The organism is Gemmatimonadota bacterium (assembly GCA_009838845.1).
GTDB lineage: Bacteria > Latescibacterota > UBA2968 > UBA2968 > UBA2968 > VXRD01.
Genome location: VXRD01000026.1, coordinates 1 through 17,977, shown reverse-complemented (window position 1 = coordinate 17,977; position 17,977 = coordinate 1). Strand labels below are relative to the sequence as shown.

Sequence of the window (17,977 nt, the reverse complement as noted above, 5' to 3'; positions counted from 1 at the left end):
GAAGTCTGTAGATTACGTCAACAAGGTTCTCTCTACTGCTTTGTGCCAGCCCGCCAGCAATGCCTCGCGGCGATCCTGCGACATCGCAGGCTCAAAGGTGCGTTGCGGTGGGTTAATATCGGCAAGCGCGTCAGCATCATCCCACACCCCCGTCGCCAATCCCGCCAGCATCCCCGCCCCCAATGCAGTCGTCTCCACATGCTTTGGACGAATCACCGGCACATCCAGAATATCCGCTTGAAACTGCATCAAAAAATCATTCACCACAGCCCCTCCATCCACGAGCAAACTCGCCACAGGCTGACCGGCATCGGCAGCCATCGCGTGGACGAGATCGGCGGACTGATAGGCAATGGACTCCAGTGCGGCGCGCGCGAGATGAGCGCGCCCTGTGCCCCGCGTAATCCCTACAATCGTCCCCCGTGCCTCCGCATCCCAGTGCGGCGCGCCCAGGCCGGTAAATGCGGGAACAAAATACACACCCCCTGTATCGTCAATCGCCTGGGACCAGGCCTCCGTCTCAGCGGCAGTATCAATAATCCCCAGGCCATCGCGCAGCCATTGAACCGTCGCCCCCGCGCTGAACACCGAACCTTCAAGCGCGTGGGATACGCGCCCAGAAGGCCCACACGCAAGCGTCGTCAACAGACCATGCGCGGATTGTATAGCCCGATCACCCGTTTGAAAAAGTGTAAAACACCCCGTGCCATACGTATTTTTTATATCACCTTTGAAAACACCGCGTTGCCCAAAAAGCGCGGCTTGCTGATCGCCCGCAATCCCCCCTATTGGAATGCCCGCAGGCAAGATGTCCAAATCCACAGTAGTCCCAAAGTCACCAGCCGATGATCGCACTTTGGGGAGTATGCCCACGGGAATGTCAAAAATTTCCAATAATCTGCTATCCCATGCTCTCCCGTGAATATTGTAAATCATTGTGCGCGATGCATTGGTATAATCAGTCGCATGAACAGCCCCTCCTGTGAGTTTGTACAACAAAAAACTATCCACAGTGCCAAAACACACCTCGCCCCGCTCCGCACGCGCACGCAGACCATAGACGCGGTCGAGTAACCACACAATCTTACTCGCCGAAAAATAAGCGTCAATAACCAATCCCGTCTTTTCACGCACCATGTCTTCGAGACCATCTGCGCGATATTGGGCACACAAATCCGCCGTGCGTCGGCACTGCCAGACAATCGCGTCGTGTACGGGTTCACCTGTTCTCCAATCCCATAAGACGGTCGTCTCGCGTTGATTGGCAATGCCAATACCTTTTACGTCTGAGGCGTCTATCCCCGCCTCTGAGATTGCGATGCCAATAACTTTCAGTGTCGTATCCCATATTTCTGTTGCGTCGTGCGATACCCACCCGGGACGTGGAAAAATTTGTCGAAACTCCGAATATCCTCGCCCCAAAATTTCCCCCTGAGAATCCAACACCAACGCAGTTGTCCCCGTTGTGCCCTGATCAATACTCAAAATCATTTGAGATCTCCTGTATCATCGGTCAGCAGCGGCTTTTCCGGTGCTGTATGCCAGTGCTTTAATGCAATCTCGCCATTTTCGAGCACAGCATAAGCATCGTATCTCAGCCAATCGCCCAACACAACAAGTGTCCCGCCGTCCATCGGCTCAACACTCAGCGCGTGATAATGTCCACAAATCACAAAATCAAATCCCTCGGCAAATTTCTCTGCCGCGCTTTTAATAAAATACAAAGGCAAATATGTTTTCTTTTTCTTTCGCGTTCCTTCTCTGATATCGAGATCCGAAGACCGCGACACAATACGCGCCAGATAAGCGCCGATATCTGGATGTAACCACCGAAACAAGGCGATACACAGTGGATGCTTCAAAATGCGCCGCCGCAATTCAAATTTCCAATTTTGCTGAAAAATATCGCCGTGTGTCACATACAGACGGCAATTCTGGTGTGAGATGTCGCAAAAAGGCCCGGGAAGCTCCGCCCCCACCTGCTCTGATAAATAGCCCCCCAGCCAGCTATCGTGATTGCCCGGCAGATAAATGACGCGCGTTCCACTTTGAACGAGATGGTAGAGCTCAAAGATCACACGCGCTCCGTGTGCGGGAACGACAGAACGATATTCAAACCAAAAATCGAACAAATCCCCCACAATATACAAACATTTGGCATCTTTGCGAATAGCGCGTAGAAAATCGATCAACGCATCTTCCCGAACGCGCGGTGGACGAATATATTTGCCCCCGCCTATATGCGCGTCAGAAATAAAATAAACTTTGTCTTTTTTCATCGGCAGAGTAGAGAAAGAGATTTTACGCCGTTGGAGCGGCATCCACACCGCGATCATCGCGTTCTAATCCGAGTTCATCCCAGAATCGAGAAGGCGCCATATTTCGGCCCGGACGATGCTGCACACAGGAAAGCGTGAGGCGATCCATTGCGCGGGTGATCCCCACGTACAACAACCTGCGTTGTTCGGCTAAATCCGCGCTGTTCAGGGCGCGGGCATTGGGCAAAATGCGATCTTCGAGACCGCAAATATAGACCTCTCGAAACTCAAGCCCCTTTGCCGCGTGCAACGTCAGCAAATGCACAGCATCGCGGTCTTGGGTATCCAATTCAACTTTGTAGAGATCGGCAAAATCGAGCAAATTGCGAATGCCCTCCTGAAGAGATGGCGCAGCAGCACCGTGGCGTTCGCAAAGGTCTCGAAAGCGCTGAATCTGATCGGGAGCGTGCAACGCGAGCACATCGGGACGGGGATCTTCGCCGAGCAACATCCGCGTCTGTCCCCGCAGCCGGTCGGCATCCAATCGAGGGTAGTGCTGCACGAGATTGCGAATGCACAAATTGGCCGGCCCCAAAAGACGCTGCGCCCCCAGATTGAAATGCACGTGTTCTTCGCGGGAAAATTCCGTATCCCTTACCCCATCGCGCGTGCGAAAAAGCAAGCCCAGAGCAACGTGATCCAAAAGGCGTTCATGCGTCATACGCCGGTAGCGAGAGGCGCGCTCTTTCTTCATAGCTTCAAACACGCGATACAAGGCCAATGCACGCGCGCGTGCCGGCGGATCGTTTGGATCTGACGCAATATCATACCGCTCGCAAAGAGGGCGCAAATCGCGTGTAGCAGTCGCGCCATAGCTTCGCGCCATAGGCAATATATCAACCGTCGGATTGGGCATGCGAGACCTGCCATTGCGGCGGGCTTCGCGGTGCAAAACCTGAAAATCGAACGCATAGCCATTGTGTGCGACCAGAATATCGATACCGACAAACGCCTGAAACGCGAGATAAATTTCCTGAAATGTAGGAGCCGTGCCTTTGTCCTCTCGCAGGCGTACGGGCGAATAAAATGTATCGACAGCACGCCCATCTCGCACGCGCACAGCACCCAGAGCTGTGATCTGTGCTTGCTCGGGATCGTCATCCGCCGTTTCCAACGCAAATGCAGTGTATTCCGGCATATACGCTGGCAAATCTGCGCAGCGGATCGCCTGACACAATTTGAGAGCAGCGAGCATTGCACCACACGCCATGCCTCCCAAATGTAAAAAGTGTTCGGGGGTTTTCGGCGGATCTTCGTCAAAGGATAAAATTAGAGTATCGGATAAAACATCCAATCGGCTGCCGGGCACAGCCTCTCGTATGATGAGACCCGGCCGCGCCAGTGCATCCCGGATCAGAGTTGTGAGCATATGCCGCAGCACCTCGTCTCGACACGCCACATACAAGGTGCCGCCCCTGCGCCAGAGTGGCAACACGCGATTCAGAGCGATATTGAGAACCGAAAGTTCGAGTGGATCTACAATGTCATCGAGATGATTTTTGAGAGATGGCAACTCCGATGTATTCAATTGGTCCAGAATATCATCCACCAGATGGGGCAAAGATGCGACCGCGCCTCTTTGCACGGCATTGTGTACCACACCTGCCAGACCCAGCGCGCGTTCCACATCCACGCCCTCTTCTTCCGAAACCGTTCGCGGATACAGAAAAGCCGCCTGTTTGAAACTCCCAATATTTTTTTGTTTCTGAAATCCCCGCACCGCCGGGTATAATTTGGGATCCACCGCTTCGAGTTCGCGCCGCAAAAACAACTCGAGACTCGCGTCATTCGCGCCATCGAGAGCATAGCGCAACACGGACAGGGCACGACGGATCACGGGCTGGTCGAACAAGCCCCTGCGATGAGCCATCAGGCAGGGAACATTGGCGCGCATAAAAATGCGCTCGAGCTCGCTGCCTATTGCGTGTTGGGGATAAAGCACCGCAATATCCCGGTGAACCAGATCGGGCGTTTCCCGGATGCGATCCCAGATATCGCCCGCAATAAACTGGCCTTCTTCCTCAAACGTATCAAAAGCCATCCCCCGCACGCGGCGTCCCGATCTCTGGGTATGGATGCTGCGTTCAAACAACACGTCATTATTGGCGATAAACACGCGCGCCAGCCGCAAAATTTCTGCGGATGATCGGTAGTTTTCCTCCAAAAAAATGGGCGAACGACCTTTGAGAAAATCATCCCGAAATTGTTCGATATGTTCTGGCCTGGCATGTCGCCACCCGTAAATGGACTGCTCGTCATCTGCAACCACAAAAACACTCCGGTGAGCCGCGCCCAACAAATAAACGAGGGCGTATTGCACGGGATCGGTATCTTGAAACTCATCGACGAGGATGTGTTGAAATTGCGCGCGATAATCCGCCAGAATCTGGCGATGCGAATGCAGCAAATCATGCGCGAGAAATATGAGATCGTCAAAATCGATCAATCGATTTTTCTTCAGTTCGGCTTCGTACTGATCGAGCAATGCCGCATCCCCTTTTTTCATCGGAACATGCGCCTTGTATCGCCGCTGCCACTTCAGGCGATTCACATTTTGCATCACATTATTCAAATTGCTTTCATTGGGACTCAGGCGAGGAAATGCGCGATAGATCAGCGTGCGCTGAAGGTCTTCATCGGCAATGCCAAAATGCGGTGGCAACCCAACCGTTTCTCGATGCTCCCGCAGAATTGAGATACAAAACCTGTGAAATGTACCTGCGGTAATAACCTCCGCAGTTTCTTTGCTCAACGTGCGCGACAAGCGGATTTGCAGTTCTGCCGCCGCCTTATTTGTAAATGTGAGCGCCAGGATATTTTCCGGATGGACGCCGCGCCGCGAGACCAGATACGCAATGCGTTCAGTCAGCACCCGCGTCTTCCCCGTGCCTGGCCCCGCCAGCACGAGAACGGGACCTATTGGCGCAATAACGGCTTCGCGCTGGCGTGCGTTTAATGTAATGGGATCGAGTTCTGGCATGGCGATAATTATCCACGCGCGGTGTACAACTGGTCGCAGTCCAGACCAGTTCACGGCATAAAGGTACATGAAGGTAGGCAATATAATGATAAACCTATAAAAATAAACCCGATAGTCATAGGAAAAAACAACAGGCCATTGCGCTATATCAGCACAATATGAATCAATAAAGGCTGGCATTTTTCGCCCTACATTCGAACACATATCTTTCACTTCTCTACTCACTCATCGCTCAAAATGTACACTTTTTTGCCTCACATTTGCACTGCGGCTGATCCACTTCAACAGATAATTCTTAAATTTGAGTGATCAATAACTGGAGAAAAATAAGGAGATTAGCGCGTCTTATCCTGCCATTCATCGCCCAATTCCAAGTCATTGGCATAAGGTTTGCATAAGGCCTGAGGGTTACATGTAGTGGCGGCGAAACATCTTTCGCCCGCCTCAGAAACACACAGACCAAAGGCAAGCACATGCCCCAATACGACACCATCTCAAAACACTTCATCCAAACCTACCCTCAAGACTTCATCCAACTCTCTCTCCAACGAGACGACGTCCAATTTCTCGACATCCTCGACACAGAACAACCAACAACACAAACACACCACATGGACAGCCTCATCAAAGTTCAGATTGCAGGCGAAGAGGCATTGGTACATCACGAATTTCAAACCACTACCGATCCGACAATGCCCATCCGAATGGCTGGCTATACCGTCAGAGCCATTGAGACGCATCACTTGCCGATCTATTCCAGCGTGATCTACTTGCGTCCCAATGCGGGAAAGAACGATCCGGGACACTATATCCAAAACCTGCCTGGTCACCATCTTATCTTCCAATACAGTGTGATCAGACTGATCGAGATTGAAGGACAGCACATTCTCAATGAAGGACATGCAGGCTTGCTTCCATTTGCGCCATTGATGAAACGTCCTGATGAAATGGATTCTGAAGAGTGGTTAAAGTCGTGTATTGATGCTGCGAGAGCTTTGCCGTTGGAAGACTCAATAAAGGTTGACATTTGGGGTGGGTTGACGATATTGAGTGGGTTAGCGTATGCGCCAGCCACGATTAGTCGTATTTTATCCCAGGAGGGTCTTATGGATGCGATTATGCGCGAATCATCTTTTGCACAATACATCATGAAACAAGCCAGAGAAGAAGGCCGAGAAGAAGGTCATAGAGAAATATTTGCAGCCATTCAAAAGACGTATCCAGATATTGACATGGAAGCCATCCGTTCTGTATTGAAAGAGGAAAATGGCAAAAAATAGAGGCGAGCCAATAAGATAAATTGAAATGGTCAATCTGTGATCGCGCTATCCCGCCCGCCTGCTGTCTGTCAGCAGATAGGCGGGCAAGCAAACAAATACCCCTGTCCAAAATAATCAGACAGGGGATATTTGTTTGGTGAACATCGGGCGATCAGTCGATCTAAAATCGCTCATCGCTCATAAATAGCGGGCGACCAGTCAACGACATCGAGTTCCTGCTTGACGAGCACGGCCTTGTACGGCGGAACATTTTTCATCAGCACCACGCCCGCACCCACCATCGCACATGGTCCTACAATGCGACCGGGCATAATCATCGCACCGATACCCGTGCGCGAGTAATCCCCAAACAACACCCCGGTAAAACCGGGTGCTTTTCGACGAATCCCCTGAACCTCGACCTCGATCTCCGCATCGTCAAAGCGCAGCGTGCCCACCTGTGTACCCGCGCCTATTTCTGCGCGCTCGCCAAAAATGCCCGAAAGCTGAATCTGATGGGTCACGCGCCCCTCTTCCAGCATAATACCGCCAAACTCGCCCAAATAGGTAATGTGGCAGTTGGTATCTACTGTACCCGATACTTTGGCAAAAGGACCTATTTTGCAGCGATCGCCGATCACAGTACGGGATGCGATGTGAGAGCCTTCCAATATCTCCGTATCTTTCCCGATCCAGACCGGTCCTTCAATATAAGCATCTCGGGCAATCGTGGTATTTTCATCGACAAAGATGGGACCGCGAATGCGGGCGTCGGGATCGACCGTAGCCGTTGGCGCAACAACCGCTTCTGTAAGTCCATCAGCCATTTCGGAAAGTGCCATAAGCGAGACATTTTTCGGATGCCATGGCAGGTCCATATCGAACCACGGTCCGGGCAAATCAACCGCGATAAGCGCGCGTCCCTCGCCGTAGAGCAATGGGATAACATCGCAAATTTCCTGACCCTCAGGCGGAAAGATACCAAATTGGGTTCGCGGCACAAAATCGGAGGTATTGCCCAGATCGGACAAAATTTCATTTTTAAAAACATAGAGACCTGACAGTGCCTGTCCCGATCCACCACGGGGTTTATAGGTGTAAGAAGACAAGCTCTGGTCCTTTTCGACATGTGCGCGTATATGAGATGTGAGATCTTCAACCTGGACAATGCCAGCGACACCAGAACAGTTTCTATCTCTAAACGCATCTAACAGGTGTGGGACTGCATCCGCACCAAAGAAAACATCTCCGAAAATAATCAGAACATCATCAGCACCAATAAAATCAGACGCCAGCCCCACCGCCTGCGCCGTGCCTTTTGGCTGCGGTTGCTCAATATAAGTAATTTTACAGCCAAATCGCTGCCCACTGCCAAAATAATTGCGCGCCCGACCGCCTCTATGCCCCACCACAATGCCAATATCTGAAATACCCGCATCGACCAGACGCGAAACCGTCCACTCCAAAAGCGGACGATTGCATATTGGAAACATCGGCTTGGGACGAAAGACATTAAATGGAAAAAATCGCTCGCCTTTTCCTGCCGCAAGAATAAGTGCTTTCATAAAAACTCCGGAATGAAGTGTGAAGTGCCCCCAGCCCCTGTCTTTTGTATCTTGACATTGCGTGCGTTATGGACTACAATTTTTTTCAGGACCTCATCGCAAAGGCTTTCACAATGCCATTTTTCAAAAACGAATTAGTGAGTCGTATCGCGTTATTCGCCTTCCCCTTTATCGCCGTATTTGTAATCGTGGACTATTTGGGAATAGGAGAACAACGCGATCCCATTTTCCGAGTTGCAGAACTAATTGCACAGCAAAACTTTTCCGAAGCATTATCTGCACTCGACAATATGGATACTACCCAGCGCGATACCTGGGATACGCACACCGCCGCGTTACAACGCGCGATTTGTCTGATGCACCTGGGCAAATACTCAGACGCATTGACAATTCTTCAGTCTTCAGGCACCACGCGCCCAGAAATTGCCGATTACGTGGCTTTTTGGATGGGACAATGCGCCGAGGCTTTGGGACAAGCCAAAGACGCTGAAAATCACTATGCAAAAACTCTGCACATGAAACCAGTGAGTTTACTCGGCGGTCAGGCGACACTCAATGCCGCGCGGACCGCGCTTGCACAGGGCAATGCAGAAGGTGCTATCGCATATTATCAAACACTTGTTGGCAAGCATCCGCGCGAAGGCGATGCACTTGCCGGAATGGTTGAGGCCTGGACGGCTCTGGGCGATTCTGTTGCTGCGCGCGAGACGCGCTTGAAATTGATCAAAAATTATCCCAAACATCCATCCGCTTACAAAATGCTCCCCGCGCTCAGTGATATGCGCGATGCTGAAGAACTGTTTTACGCGGGTGTGGCCTGTATGCACGCCGGAAAATATCAACAGGCTATCGCTTTATTGCGTCGCGTGATCGATGAATCTCAAGATGCCACATGGCGCGGGAAAGCGCAATACGAACTGGGCCATGTATATTATCGCAGTCGAAAATATCTCAAAGCCGAAAACACATTTGACCGCGCCTTCAAAGTATATCACATCTCCGAAGCACTGTTTTACCTGGGTCGATGTGCCATCAAGCGCGGGCACGATTTAACGGGAACAACGCGATTTCGAGAATTTGTGCGCCGCTATCCCAATGCAAAGACCGCACCCGAAGCACTCTGGCAAGCGGCCATGGCCTACGAGCGACGGGGACGGCACAGCGATGCTCGCAAACTATTTATAGCACTGGCAAAGGCCTACCCCAAAAGCACTTATGCCGACCAGGCTGCGTGGCGTGCGGGCTTCGCGCTTTATCAAACGCGGCAATACACGGCTGCTTCCAAAGCCTTTTTACGTCTATCGCGCCAGACCACTGCGAGTCATCTACGTGATCAGGGGTATTACTGGGCGGGCAAAAGTTATCAAAAATTGGGACAAAAATCAGAAGCGCGATTCTGGATTGAACGCGCCTCAGAAGGGTTTCCCACCTCTTATTACTCAACACGCGCACATGCGGTCCTGGGCAAAACAGAACATGCCTATATCGAAGCGCCCCAACCGGGCGAACACCTATCGATTGGTCAATCCTATACGCCTTCGGTGCATATCCCAAAAGGAGATCTATTGGCGTCTATCGGGTTGTATCGAGATGCCGAGCGAGAATACGACCGCGCGCGGCAAATTCTCGGGCGCAATTTATTCGCGCTGGATGATTTGAAGCCGCGCTATGAGCGCGTTCGCGCCATGCACAAGGCACTTCAAATTTCCGCACAGATCGTAATGTTAGAACGCGCACAGGGGATATCCATGACGCGGGCCTCATTCCGTCGATTGTATCCAACGTATTATTGGGGCGAGATCAACCAGATAGCGCGAAAAATGAATCTGGATCCCAATCTCATGATCGCCATCATGCGACAGGAAAGCGCGTTTAATACAACCGCTGTATCTCGCGCTGGCGCACGTGGACTGATGCAAGTAATGCCGCAAACGGGACGGGACATGGCCCGACTTGTCAAGCTCAAAAATTTTTCAATCGAAGACCTCTACGATCCCCAAACGTCAATTTTATTGGGCGGAAAACATCTCTCCGACCACATGAGGGCATTTCGAAAAGATAAACACAGGCAACTCAGTTTGGCACTATCGGCTTATAATGCGGGTCTGGATGCTGCAAAGCGATGGGCAAAAGCCCTGACAAGGCACGACGTCGATGAATTTATAGAGCGCATTCCCTATAAAGAAACTCGCAATTATGTGAAACTCGTATATCGCAATTATCGCGTTTATTCTTACCTCAACGATGCGCAGTCAGAGGTAGAAATATCATTGGGATACAAAAATGAATGAGCGACCACTGTGGCTAATTCTGGAAGACGCATTTATCATCCTGTGCATTGGAGCACTCTGGCCGGGTATCCTGGGCTGGCAGGGTTGGATCTGGGATATGGTGCAGTATATCGCACTCATTGGACTGGTGTGGATTTTGATACGGCGGATTGGTCGCTATCGGATGAGACGGGATGAGGGTGATGACGATTAAGGGACCTTCTCACCAAACCAAATAGGACTCACGAACATGGACGAACACGAAAAATTCTTCTTTGACCTCAACGGCTACCTCGTCGTCGAAAACGCTCTAACACCCGACGAAATTACCGCGTGTAACAAAGCCATTGACAACAACCCAGACAGGATGCGCATTCGCCCGCCAGAGCAATCCCTCTCCGGCGAGTCCAAAACACTCAAGGGCAAACACGGGCGCACCGATTTGGGCGGCATGCTCACCTGGCCCAAACCCTGGTGCCAACCCTTCCGCGATTTACTCGCCCACCCAAATATCGTGCCCTACCTCGCGGAATTGCTACGCGAAGACTGTCGCCTCGACCACCTCTATGGCATCATCATGGAAAAAGGAGCCGAGGGCCATGTCATCCATGGCGGGGGCACGGCTGACGACCTGACGCACTTCTACCAATTTCACAACGGGCGCATGCGCTGTGGCCTCACCGTCGTCTCGTGGGTACTCACCGATTGCAACCCCGGCGAGGGCGGATTTGCCTGCATTCCCGGCAGCCACAAATCCAATTACAAAACACCCCGCGATGTCGCACTTCTCGACCGGAATATGGGTGTTGTACAACAGGTCTCGGCAAAAGCGGGATCGGCCATCATCTTCACAGAAGCACTCGCACATGGCACGCTCCCCTGGACAGCCGACCATCAACGCAGATCCATTCTCTACAAATACTCGCCTGGCACCCTGACCTATTCAGCGCGGTATTTGCCGCCGGATGTTGAAAACGCGCTCGATGAATTCACACCCACACAACGCGCGCTGCTCGAGCCGCCTTACCGCACAAATCGCCCGCGCGTCACCCAATAATCCCATGAACATCCTCATCCTCGGTGGCAATGGTTTTCTCGGTCCTTATGTCGTCAAAGCCCTCGAAGACCACCACCAGCTTCGCGTCACCGACCTCATGCCCATCGATACACCGCACGACACGCGGCAGGTCGATGTATCCGATTTTGCTCAAGTCATGTCCGCTGCAGAGGGCATGGACGTCATCATCAACTGCTCTGTTCAGCGCACCCATCGCAAAATTGCTTTTGGCGTGAACACAATGGGAACGCACAACGCACTCCGCGCCGCCGTTGCGTATGGCATGAAACGCTTTATCAACACGGGACCGCGCTTCTCACTCGTCGGCCCTTCCTACCTCGATTACGACCATACCATTTCTGAAAAAATCCCCCCACAACCCGGCACGGAACTCTATGCGATGAGCAAAGGCCTCGGCCTCGAAATCTGCCGACTCTTCAGCGAACACCATCCGCTACACGTCCTCTCGCTCATCTTCTCGCGCTTTCGAGATCCCACCGCCGATCCGCACAACACCGATGACAGCACCCTCAGCATATCGGCCAGAGATGCCGCACAAGCCGTTAAGTCCGCCATAGAAGTCGATCTTCAAACGCTCCCATCGCGCTTTGAAGTCTTCTTTATCACCACAGACCTGCCGCACAACCGCTTCCCAAATACACGCCTGCGCACAATACTCGGCTTTGAGCCCCAGGACAAACTCGAATCCTACTGGACAAAGCCCACCTGATCATCCTCCGGGCAAATCCCGGCCATTTATACAACCGGGTCCACCGGCCGCCATATATCCAGAACTCGCCCCATTGGGATCATCTGTAACCCAAAACGAAAATAATCGCCCCGAACGCAAATAAAACCTGAACACCACAGGACGCCCAACAATCGAAGACAGATTTTTGCCAGAAGTCCACAAAACCTCGCAACAGGTGCGATCCACACAAAGGGGTACACACTGATCCGCACTTAAACTCTCGACCGGCCGCCCATTTTCTTCAAGCACTTCCACCCGCAATTCACCCTTCGGCACCTCCGCATTCACAAATAATCGATGCCCCTTAAAAACCACAGGGCGCGTGGTTAGCACACCGCCTTCCGTCCCTGCATCCATAGATGCAAAACCATCCCTCCGAATAGTTGCCAACCCCGTACTCGCGCCCGCATACATCACGCGCCGACTTCGCCCGATCGCTCCCGCATCTGTCTTGCCGAGCTTTGGCGACTGGCCGGAGAAACCTGTGAAATAAATCCACACCTCATCCCCCACCACCATACAAACGCCGCCCACCGCGTGCAAATACGCCCGATTCCAATCGCCAATACGACGCGACGAGGCGAGAAAAGGCGTGCGATTTGGGCGGCTAAAATGAAACCCATCGCGACTATACCCCAGTTCCAAGTCCATTGTTTTGGGCACGCCCTTTTCCGCACAAATATCATTTTCAGGCCCGCGAAAAATTGCGAACATCCCCAGCATCAAACTCTCATAAGGCGTTGCATTCACATCGTAAAGCGCGACCCGGTGATCCGGCAGTGCAGGATCGGGCAAAGCGAGACTGTCGATGCGCTGCCAGAGAACCTCATCTCGATCCCGATCCCACGTAGGCAAAAAATCATCGCACTCCCGATAAAATCGCGCGCGTAAATTGGCACTCTGCCGCCGAATGCTCATACACCACTTTTTGCGAAATGGGTTGTAAAAAAATGACGTATTATCGCCCACGGGTGTTGTCACAACAGGATCAGACCAGTGAATCCCATCGGGCGAAGTGTGCAACCAGCCTTCTGATACAGTCGCGTTTCCCCTTGTGTCATACCGATAATACTGAAACATCTTGAAGCGTTCTTCGGGTCTTTCCGCATCGTGGTCCAACCACACCAGACACCCATCTCTATCGTATCTATCCCGATTGGGCCATACGAGATTCGTACCGCGCACAACATTGAGATCTGGGCGCTCCCAGTGAATACCATCCCGGCTTATTGCCAGTGCCGTACTGTGAAACCAGCCCGGCATGTACCACAGCTTAAACAACCCATCTTCGGGGTCGTACCACGCGCCGTCATTAAACGGTGCAGCCATTGGACAATACCCATTGTCCATTTCCTCATCCGTCTCGGGACTCAGAACGGGACTCGCCTCATGGATTTTTGCCTCGCCAAAAACCCTCGTTAGAGAAGTAGATGCAATCAGAAAATCATCCACAAACAACTGCCTGCCCAGATCGATGCAAATCACCTCTGGCGGATCGTCCAAATAGGGAACGGGAACAGGTGCCGTGCCGCCTTCATCCACATCGCGAGGAGGCCAGGTCTCTGGCAACACAATCCCATTGTACAGCAATGCATTCATAATCTCATCCCATATTCTATTTCAGCGTCACAACCCCTTTGATATAGCTCTCATCACCCGCCAAAATTTGCGCCATCAAAGCAGGATAATCTTCGAGCATTGCCGTATGTGTCACCAGCGGTTTGAGATCAATAATACCTTTGTGAATAAGGCGAATCGCAGGGCCAAAAGTATCTCGCAATTTTGAAGCCGGCGCGGAATTGACAACGGTAAATCCCCCCAAATGCCACTTTGTGGGATCAAAAGAGGCGGTCTGACCTTTGAGCCAGCCAAAGAGATTGATGCGCCCGCCGCGTTTCACAATATCTGTAGATAGATCCAACCCGGCCTGGCTACCTGAGGTATCGACAACCACGTCAATCTCTCTGCTCTTGAGTTCGCGCGATAGTTCTTGTAGATCAGCCTCAGCCGTGTTATACACCTCTCCAACGCCGAGTTGTTGCGCGAGATCCAGACGACTTTGAACAATATCCAGAACGATCAAATCGTCGAGGGGATAGCGCAGAAGCCCTTGCAGGATCAACAAGCCCATAAATCCACAGCCGACGACCACAATGCGATTCCCGGGCTGAATCTGGCAATGGTCAATACCCGTAACAGCACAGGACACGGGTTCGACAATCCAGTATTCATCCGGCAAATCGGATTCCGGAATTTTGAAAACGCGCTGAGCGGATAAGTTGCGGATATTGGCAAAACCACCGCCAGCGACCCGGTCACCCTCTTTGAAATCCGTGACACCAGCACCGATTTTGGCGATATAACCAACGCCTTCGTGTCCCGGCGGTGCCATGGGATGCATCTGATTGCCGAGTTTGGCCGTAACCACATCCCACGAACATATCCCACACGCGCCGCCTTCAATTTGAACTTCGTTCTCTCCGGGATCGAGCACTTCCCTTTCAAACAGTTCAATACTGCCATCGTCTAAGTAACGAAGCGTTTTGTTTGACATTGTCTTCTCCTGTTATTTACACACCCCGTTGATCAAACCAGGCGCGGTAAGCCCGCACGCCGGATTCGAGGTCGTATTTGGGTTCGTAACCGAGTTGGTCTTTGGCAAGGGTAATATCGAGTGGCGCGCCGCGCTCGAGATTGACGCCCGGTCCAACTTCATACCGGGGATTGCCCGGCGAATGCCGCTGCACGACTTCGATAATTTCGTCAACGGGATTGTACGTACCCGTGGCAATATTAAAAGATCGACTGGCGACATTTGTCGCCCTGAGCATGAGCAAAACACCCCGCGCGGCATCTTCGATATAAGTCCAATCGGCCTTTTGCTCGCGGCCTTTGGGCAGACTTACATCCTGTCCACTCAGCCCGGCAAAAATGCGCGTATTAAAGCCCGCGTCCGGACCGGGGGCATTGGGAGGACCATATAAAAAAAAGAGGCGAGCACACAGAACATCGACGCCATAAGTCGCATAATACTGGTGGCAAAGATGTTCCGACATGGCCTTGGTCGCGCCATAGGGATCGCTGGGAATCATGGGCGTCCCTTCCGTCAGCGGTCCGTCTTGCTTTCCATAAACCGCGCCGCTGGATACATATACCACTTTCAGCCCGCCCACCTGTCGCGCAACTTCGAGAATATTGTGTGTCCCCCCCACATTGACCTGTGTCGCAAAATGGGGATTATCGCGCACATCTCCCCCCAAAAGCGCGGCCGTGTGAACAATACCCGTGAGATCCGGATTATTGCGCACAATTTCATTGATATGTGCAAACCCCAGAATATTGCCTTCAACAAAGGTGATGCGATCAGACACATGTGACAAAAAATCATCGCGCCGTTCGAACATATCAAAAGCGATGACGTCTTCGCCCTCTTCCGCGAGGAGTTTGGCGACCCATGAACCGACAAAGCCAGAGCCTCCAGTGACGAGAATGGACATATTAATCTCCAGAAGGGTTAAAAATGACGGTTTTTCGACTCTATGATAATTGCCCCCATGGGGGATGTCAACGGCTTTGTGCGAAAGGCTTGACTTTGGCAATGGATTTCGTAACCTCATACGCGACATGTATTCTTATATCACTATTACGGAGGACAACAATGGCAACAGTAAAACTAACTGTTCACGCAGGCCCTCACAATCGGATCAACTGTCCGGTTTCAGCGTTGGTCGAAACGCCAGAAAGCGTGACAACGGCGGCCTTGAGCGCGGGAAATGGCGCAGTTCCCTGTCAGGTGACACCCGCGGGCGATGGTTTGCAGGTCAATTTCATTGTCGAGCATCTCGAAGCGGGCAAAACCGCCGAGTACGAACTCACACTGGGAAAAGAACCAGCAGACTCCGGACGCGGTGTAGAAGTCACACAAGGTGAAAATGAAGTATCTGTCTCGATTGGCGGCCAGCATTTTACGACCTATTGTCATGGCACAGAACTCGCGCGACCACTTTTGTATCCCGTCATCGGGCCTTATGGCGATCCGGTAACGCGACGGTTGGCTACGCCAGCAGACGGACGGGAAATGGATCACCATCACCACCGATCAATCTGGATTGCACACGGAGAAGTGAACGGTGCGGACAACTGGTCAGAAGGTGAATCTCACGGACGGATCTTGCACCGTGACTTTGAATTGCTCGAAAGCGGACCTGTCCTGGGGCGCATTGTATCAAATAGCGATTGGGTGGGCATGGATGGTTGGACAGGGCCTCCGGGCAGAAATCGCGAGATTTTGGATCAGCGTGCAGAGTGGGTTGTGTACAACACACCCTCTTCTGTGCGAATCATGGATTTGCACCTCACGCTCATCGCCCGAAATATGGATGTGTTATTCGGTGACACAAAAGAAGGCGGTCTGGCGTCTATTCGCGTGGAAGAGACAATGGAGGTAAAACGCGACCTGGGCGGCAAAATCGAGAACGGCATTGGCGGCATTGATGAAGATGAGACCTGGGGAAAACGCGCGCCGTGGTGCCATTATTCAGGTCCAGTAAATGGCAATATAACGGGCGTTGCCATCATGGATCATCCCAACAGCTTTCGACATCCCACGCACTGGCACGTACGCAATTACGGGTTGATGACAGCCAATCCTTTTGGACACTCGTATTTTTACGGCGATGAAAGCCGGCGTGGGCATCACACACTCTCGCAGGGCGAGTCACTCGTCGGCATTTATCGCTATTATTTTCACAAAGGCGACGCCACCGATGGCAATATCCGCGAGCGGTATCACGACTTCGCCCACCCACCGAAGGTTGAACAGGATTGAAGGAATTAATCATGGACCTCAATCTCACCAATAAAGTCGCCCTCATCACCGGGGGCAGTCGCGGCATTGGTCGCGCAACCGCATTGCGATTTGCCGCAGAAGGTTGCAACATCGCCTTGTGTGCGCGCGGGCAAGCGGGCATAGACAAAACACTCGAAGAAATTCGCGCACACGACGTCGAGGCATTCGGACTCGCGCTCGATGTAGCCGAACCCGGCGAAACCGAGCGATTCGTCAATGCATCCGCAGATGCTCTCAGCGGCGTTGATATCCTCGTCAACAATGTAGGCGGCACAGCCGGATCGCGCGAACTGCTCACCTCCACAGACGCCGACTGGCAACAAACCTTTGACCTCAACCTTTTTCACGCGGTTCGCGCCAGCCGCGCAGCTATTCCCCACATGACCAAAAGAAATGGCGGCAGTATTGTCACCATCTCTTCTATCTCCGGTTGGAAACCCGCAAACAGGGGCGCGCAATACGGCGCAACCAAAGCGGCTGAAATATTTCTCGCTGGCGCACTCGCGTGGGAATTGGCAGCACACAACATTCGCGTCAACACCGTCTGCCCGGGCTCGCTCCTTTTCCCTGGCGGCGGTTGGGAACGCTTCCAAAACGAAACACCAGAAGAATACGAAATATTCCGCACGCGCGAATTTCCCACACAGCGACTCGGCACGGACTTTGAAGTCGCCGATGTCGTCGTATTTCTCTCATCAGACCGCGCGAGTTGGATCAACGGCGCATCCATTCCCGTTGACGGCGCGCAGGGAAGACCCACGGCTTTTTGAATGCAATAAGCTGTTGTACAATGATAAATCGGGCATATCAAGTCATACGATATGCCCGATTTCGTGTTTAATAGGTAAATTTAAAGCCTGTGTAAAAACTTGAAGGTTGCTATCGCGCAAGAAATTTCTCTTGCCCTTTATGAGGGTCTGTGTTACGC

Annotated in this window: 14 protein-coding genes; 7 read left to right on the top strand and 7 right to left on the bottom strand. The window is 52.2% G+C overall.

The features are described from left to right. Positions 1 to 12: 12 nt before the first annotated feature. From glpK to F4Y39_03990, 3 genes are read right to left on the bottom strand one after another with little or no spacing between them, the layout of a single operon-like run. Complete coding sequence (gene glpK, locus F4Y39_04000) at positions 13 to 1,491, bottom strand: glycerol kinase GlpK (GenBank protein MYC12868.1); 1,479 nt, start codon at positions 1,489 to 1,491, stop codon at positions 13 to 15. Beyond that, positions 1,488 to 2,336 (bottom strand): UDP-2,3-diacylglucosamine diphosphatase, encoded by an 849-nt coding sequence (locus tag F4Y39_03995; protein MYC12867.1) that lies wholly within the window; start codon positions 2,334 to 2,336, stop codon positions 1,488 to 1,490. The genes glpK and F4Y39_03995 overlap by 4 nt, the downstream gene beginning before the upstream one ends. After that, complete coding sequence (locus F4Y39_03990) at positions 2,302 to 5,502, bottom strand: AAA family ATPase (protein MYC12866.1); 3,201 nt, start codon at positions 5,500 to 5,502, stop codon at positions 2,302 to 2,304. The genes F4Y39_03995 and F4Y39_03990 overlap by 35 nt, the downstream gene beginning before the upstream one ends. A 269-nt stretch (positions 5,503 to 5,771) precedes the next feature. Between F4Y39_03990 and F4Y39_03985 the strand changes: the two genes are divergently transcribed. Next, positions 5,772 to 6,578 (top strand): Rpn family recombination-promoting nuclease/putative transposase, encoded by an 807-nt coding sequence (locus F4Y39_03985; protein MYC12865.1) that lies wholly within the window; start codon positions 5,772 to 5,774, stop codon positions 6,576 to 6,578. 170 nt (positions 6,579 to 6,748) lie between these two features. Here the strand turns inward: F4Y39_03985 and F4Y39_03980 are convergent, their stop codons facing one another. Beyond that, positions 6,749 to 8,122: an NTP transferase domain-containing protein gene (locus tag F4Y39_03980; protein MYC12864.1), complete on the bottom strand. Its 1,374-nt coding sequence runs from the start codon at positions 8,120 to 8,122 to the stop codon at positions 6,749 to 6,751. Positions 8,123 to 8,190: 68 nt separating this feature from the next. Here F4Y39_03980 and F4Y39_03975 point away from each other — a divergent pair, with 68 nt between their 5' ends. Genes F4Y39_03975 through F4Y39_03960 form a run of 4 tightly spaced genes read left to right on the top strand, consistent with a single transcriptional unit; the run spans position 8,191 to position 12,179 of the window. Continuing rightward, on the top strand, positions 8,191 to 10,413 hold the full coding sequence (locus F4Y39_03975; protein ID MYC12863.1) for a transglycosylase SLT domain-containing protein: 2,223 nt from the start codon (positions 8,191 to 8,193) through the stop codon (positions 10,411 to 10,413). Further along, positions 10,406 to 10,606: a hypothetical protein gene (locus F4Y39_03970; protein MYC12862.1), complete on the top strand. Its 201-nt coding sequence runs from the start codon at positions 10,406 to 10,408 to the stop codon at positions 10,604 to 10,606. Before F4Y39_03975 ends, F4Y39_03970 begins: the two co-directional genes overlap by 8 nt. A gap of 36 nt (positions 10,607 to 10,642) precedes the next feature. Beyond that, positions 10,643 to 11,449, top strand: a complete 807-nt coding sequence (locus F4Y39_03965) for a phytanoyl-CoA dioxygenase family protein (GenBank protein ID MYC12861.1) — start codon at positions 10,643 to 10,645, stop codon at positions 11,447 to 11,449. Next, on the top strand, positions 11,358 to 12,179 hold the full coding sequence (locus F4Y39_03960; protein ID MYC12860.1) for an NAD(P)-dependent oxidoreductase: 822 nt from the start codon (positions 11,358 to 11,360) through the stop codon (positions 12,177 to 12,179). The genes F4Y39_03965 and F4Y39_03960 overlap by 92 nt, the downstream gene beginning before the upstream one ends. Here the strand turns inward: F4Y39_03960 and F4Y39_03955 are convergent, their stop codons facing one another. Genes F4Y39_03955 through F4Y39_03945 form a run of 3 tightly spaced genes read right to left on the bottom strand, consistent with a single transcriptional unit; the run spans position 12,180 to position 15,826 of the window. Further along, a complete protein-coding gene (locus F4Y39_03955; protein ID MYC12859.1) occupies positions 12,180 to 13,799 on the bottom strand; it encodes a glycosyl hydrolase family 32 in 1,620 nt (539 codons plus the stop codon). Between the two features lie 16 nt (positions 13,800 to 13,815). Beyond that, positions 13,816 to 14,754, bottom strand: a complete 939-nt coding sequence (locus F4Y39_03950; GenBank protein ID MYC12858.1) for a zinc-binding dehydrogenase — start codon at positions 14,752 to 14,754, stop codon at positions 13,816 to 13,818. Positions 14,755 to 14,770: 16 nt separating this feature from the next. Then, complete coding sequence (locus F4Y39_03945; protein MYC12857.1) at positions 14,771 to 15,826, bottom strand: NAD(P)-dependent oxidoreductase; 1,056 nt, start codon at positions 15,824 to 15,826, stop codon at positions 14,771 to 14,773. On the opposite strand from F4Y39_03945, the gene F4Y39_03940 reads away from it, so the two are divergent. Both F4Y39_03940 and F4Y39_03935 read left to right on the top strand, forming a co-directional pair. Beyond that, positions 15,721 to 17,028, top strand: a complete 1,308-nt coding sequence (locus F4Y39_03940) for a hypothetical protein (GenBank protein MYC12856.1) — start codon at positions 15,721 to 15,723, stop codon at positions 17,026 to 17,028. The genes F4Y39_03945 and F4Y39_03940 overlap by 106 nt on opposite strands. 11 nt (positions 17,029 to 17,039) lie before the next feature. Beyond that, positions 17,040 to 17,819 (top strand): SDR family oxidoreductase, encoded by a 780-nt coding sequence (locus F4Y39_03935; protein MYC12855.1) that lies wholly within the window; start codon positions 17,040 to 17,042, stop codon positions 17,817 to 17,819. Positions 17,820 to 17,977: the final 158 nt, after the last annotated feature.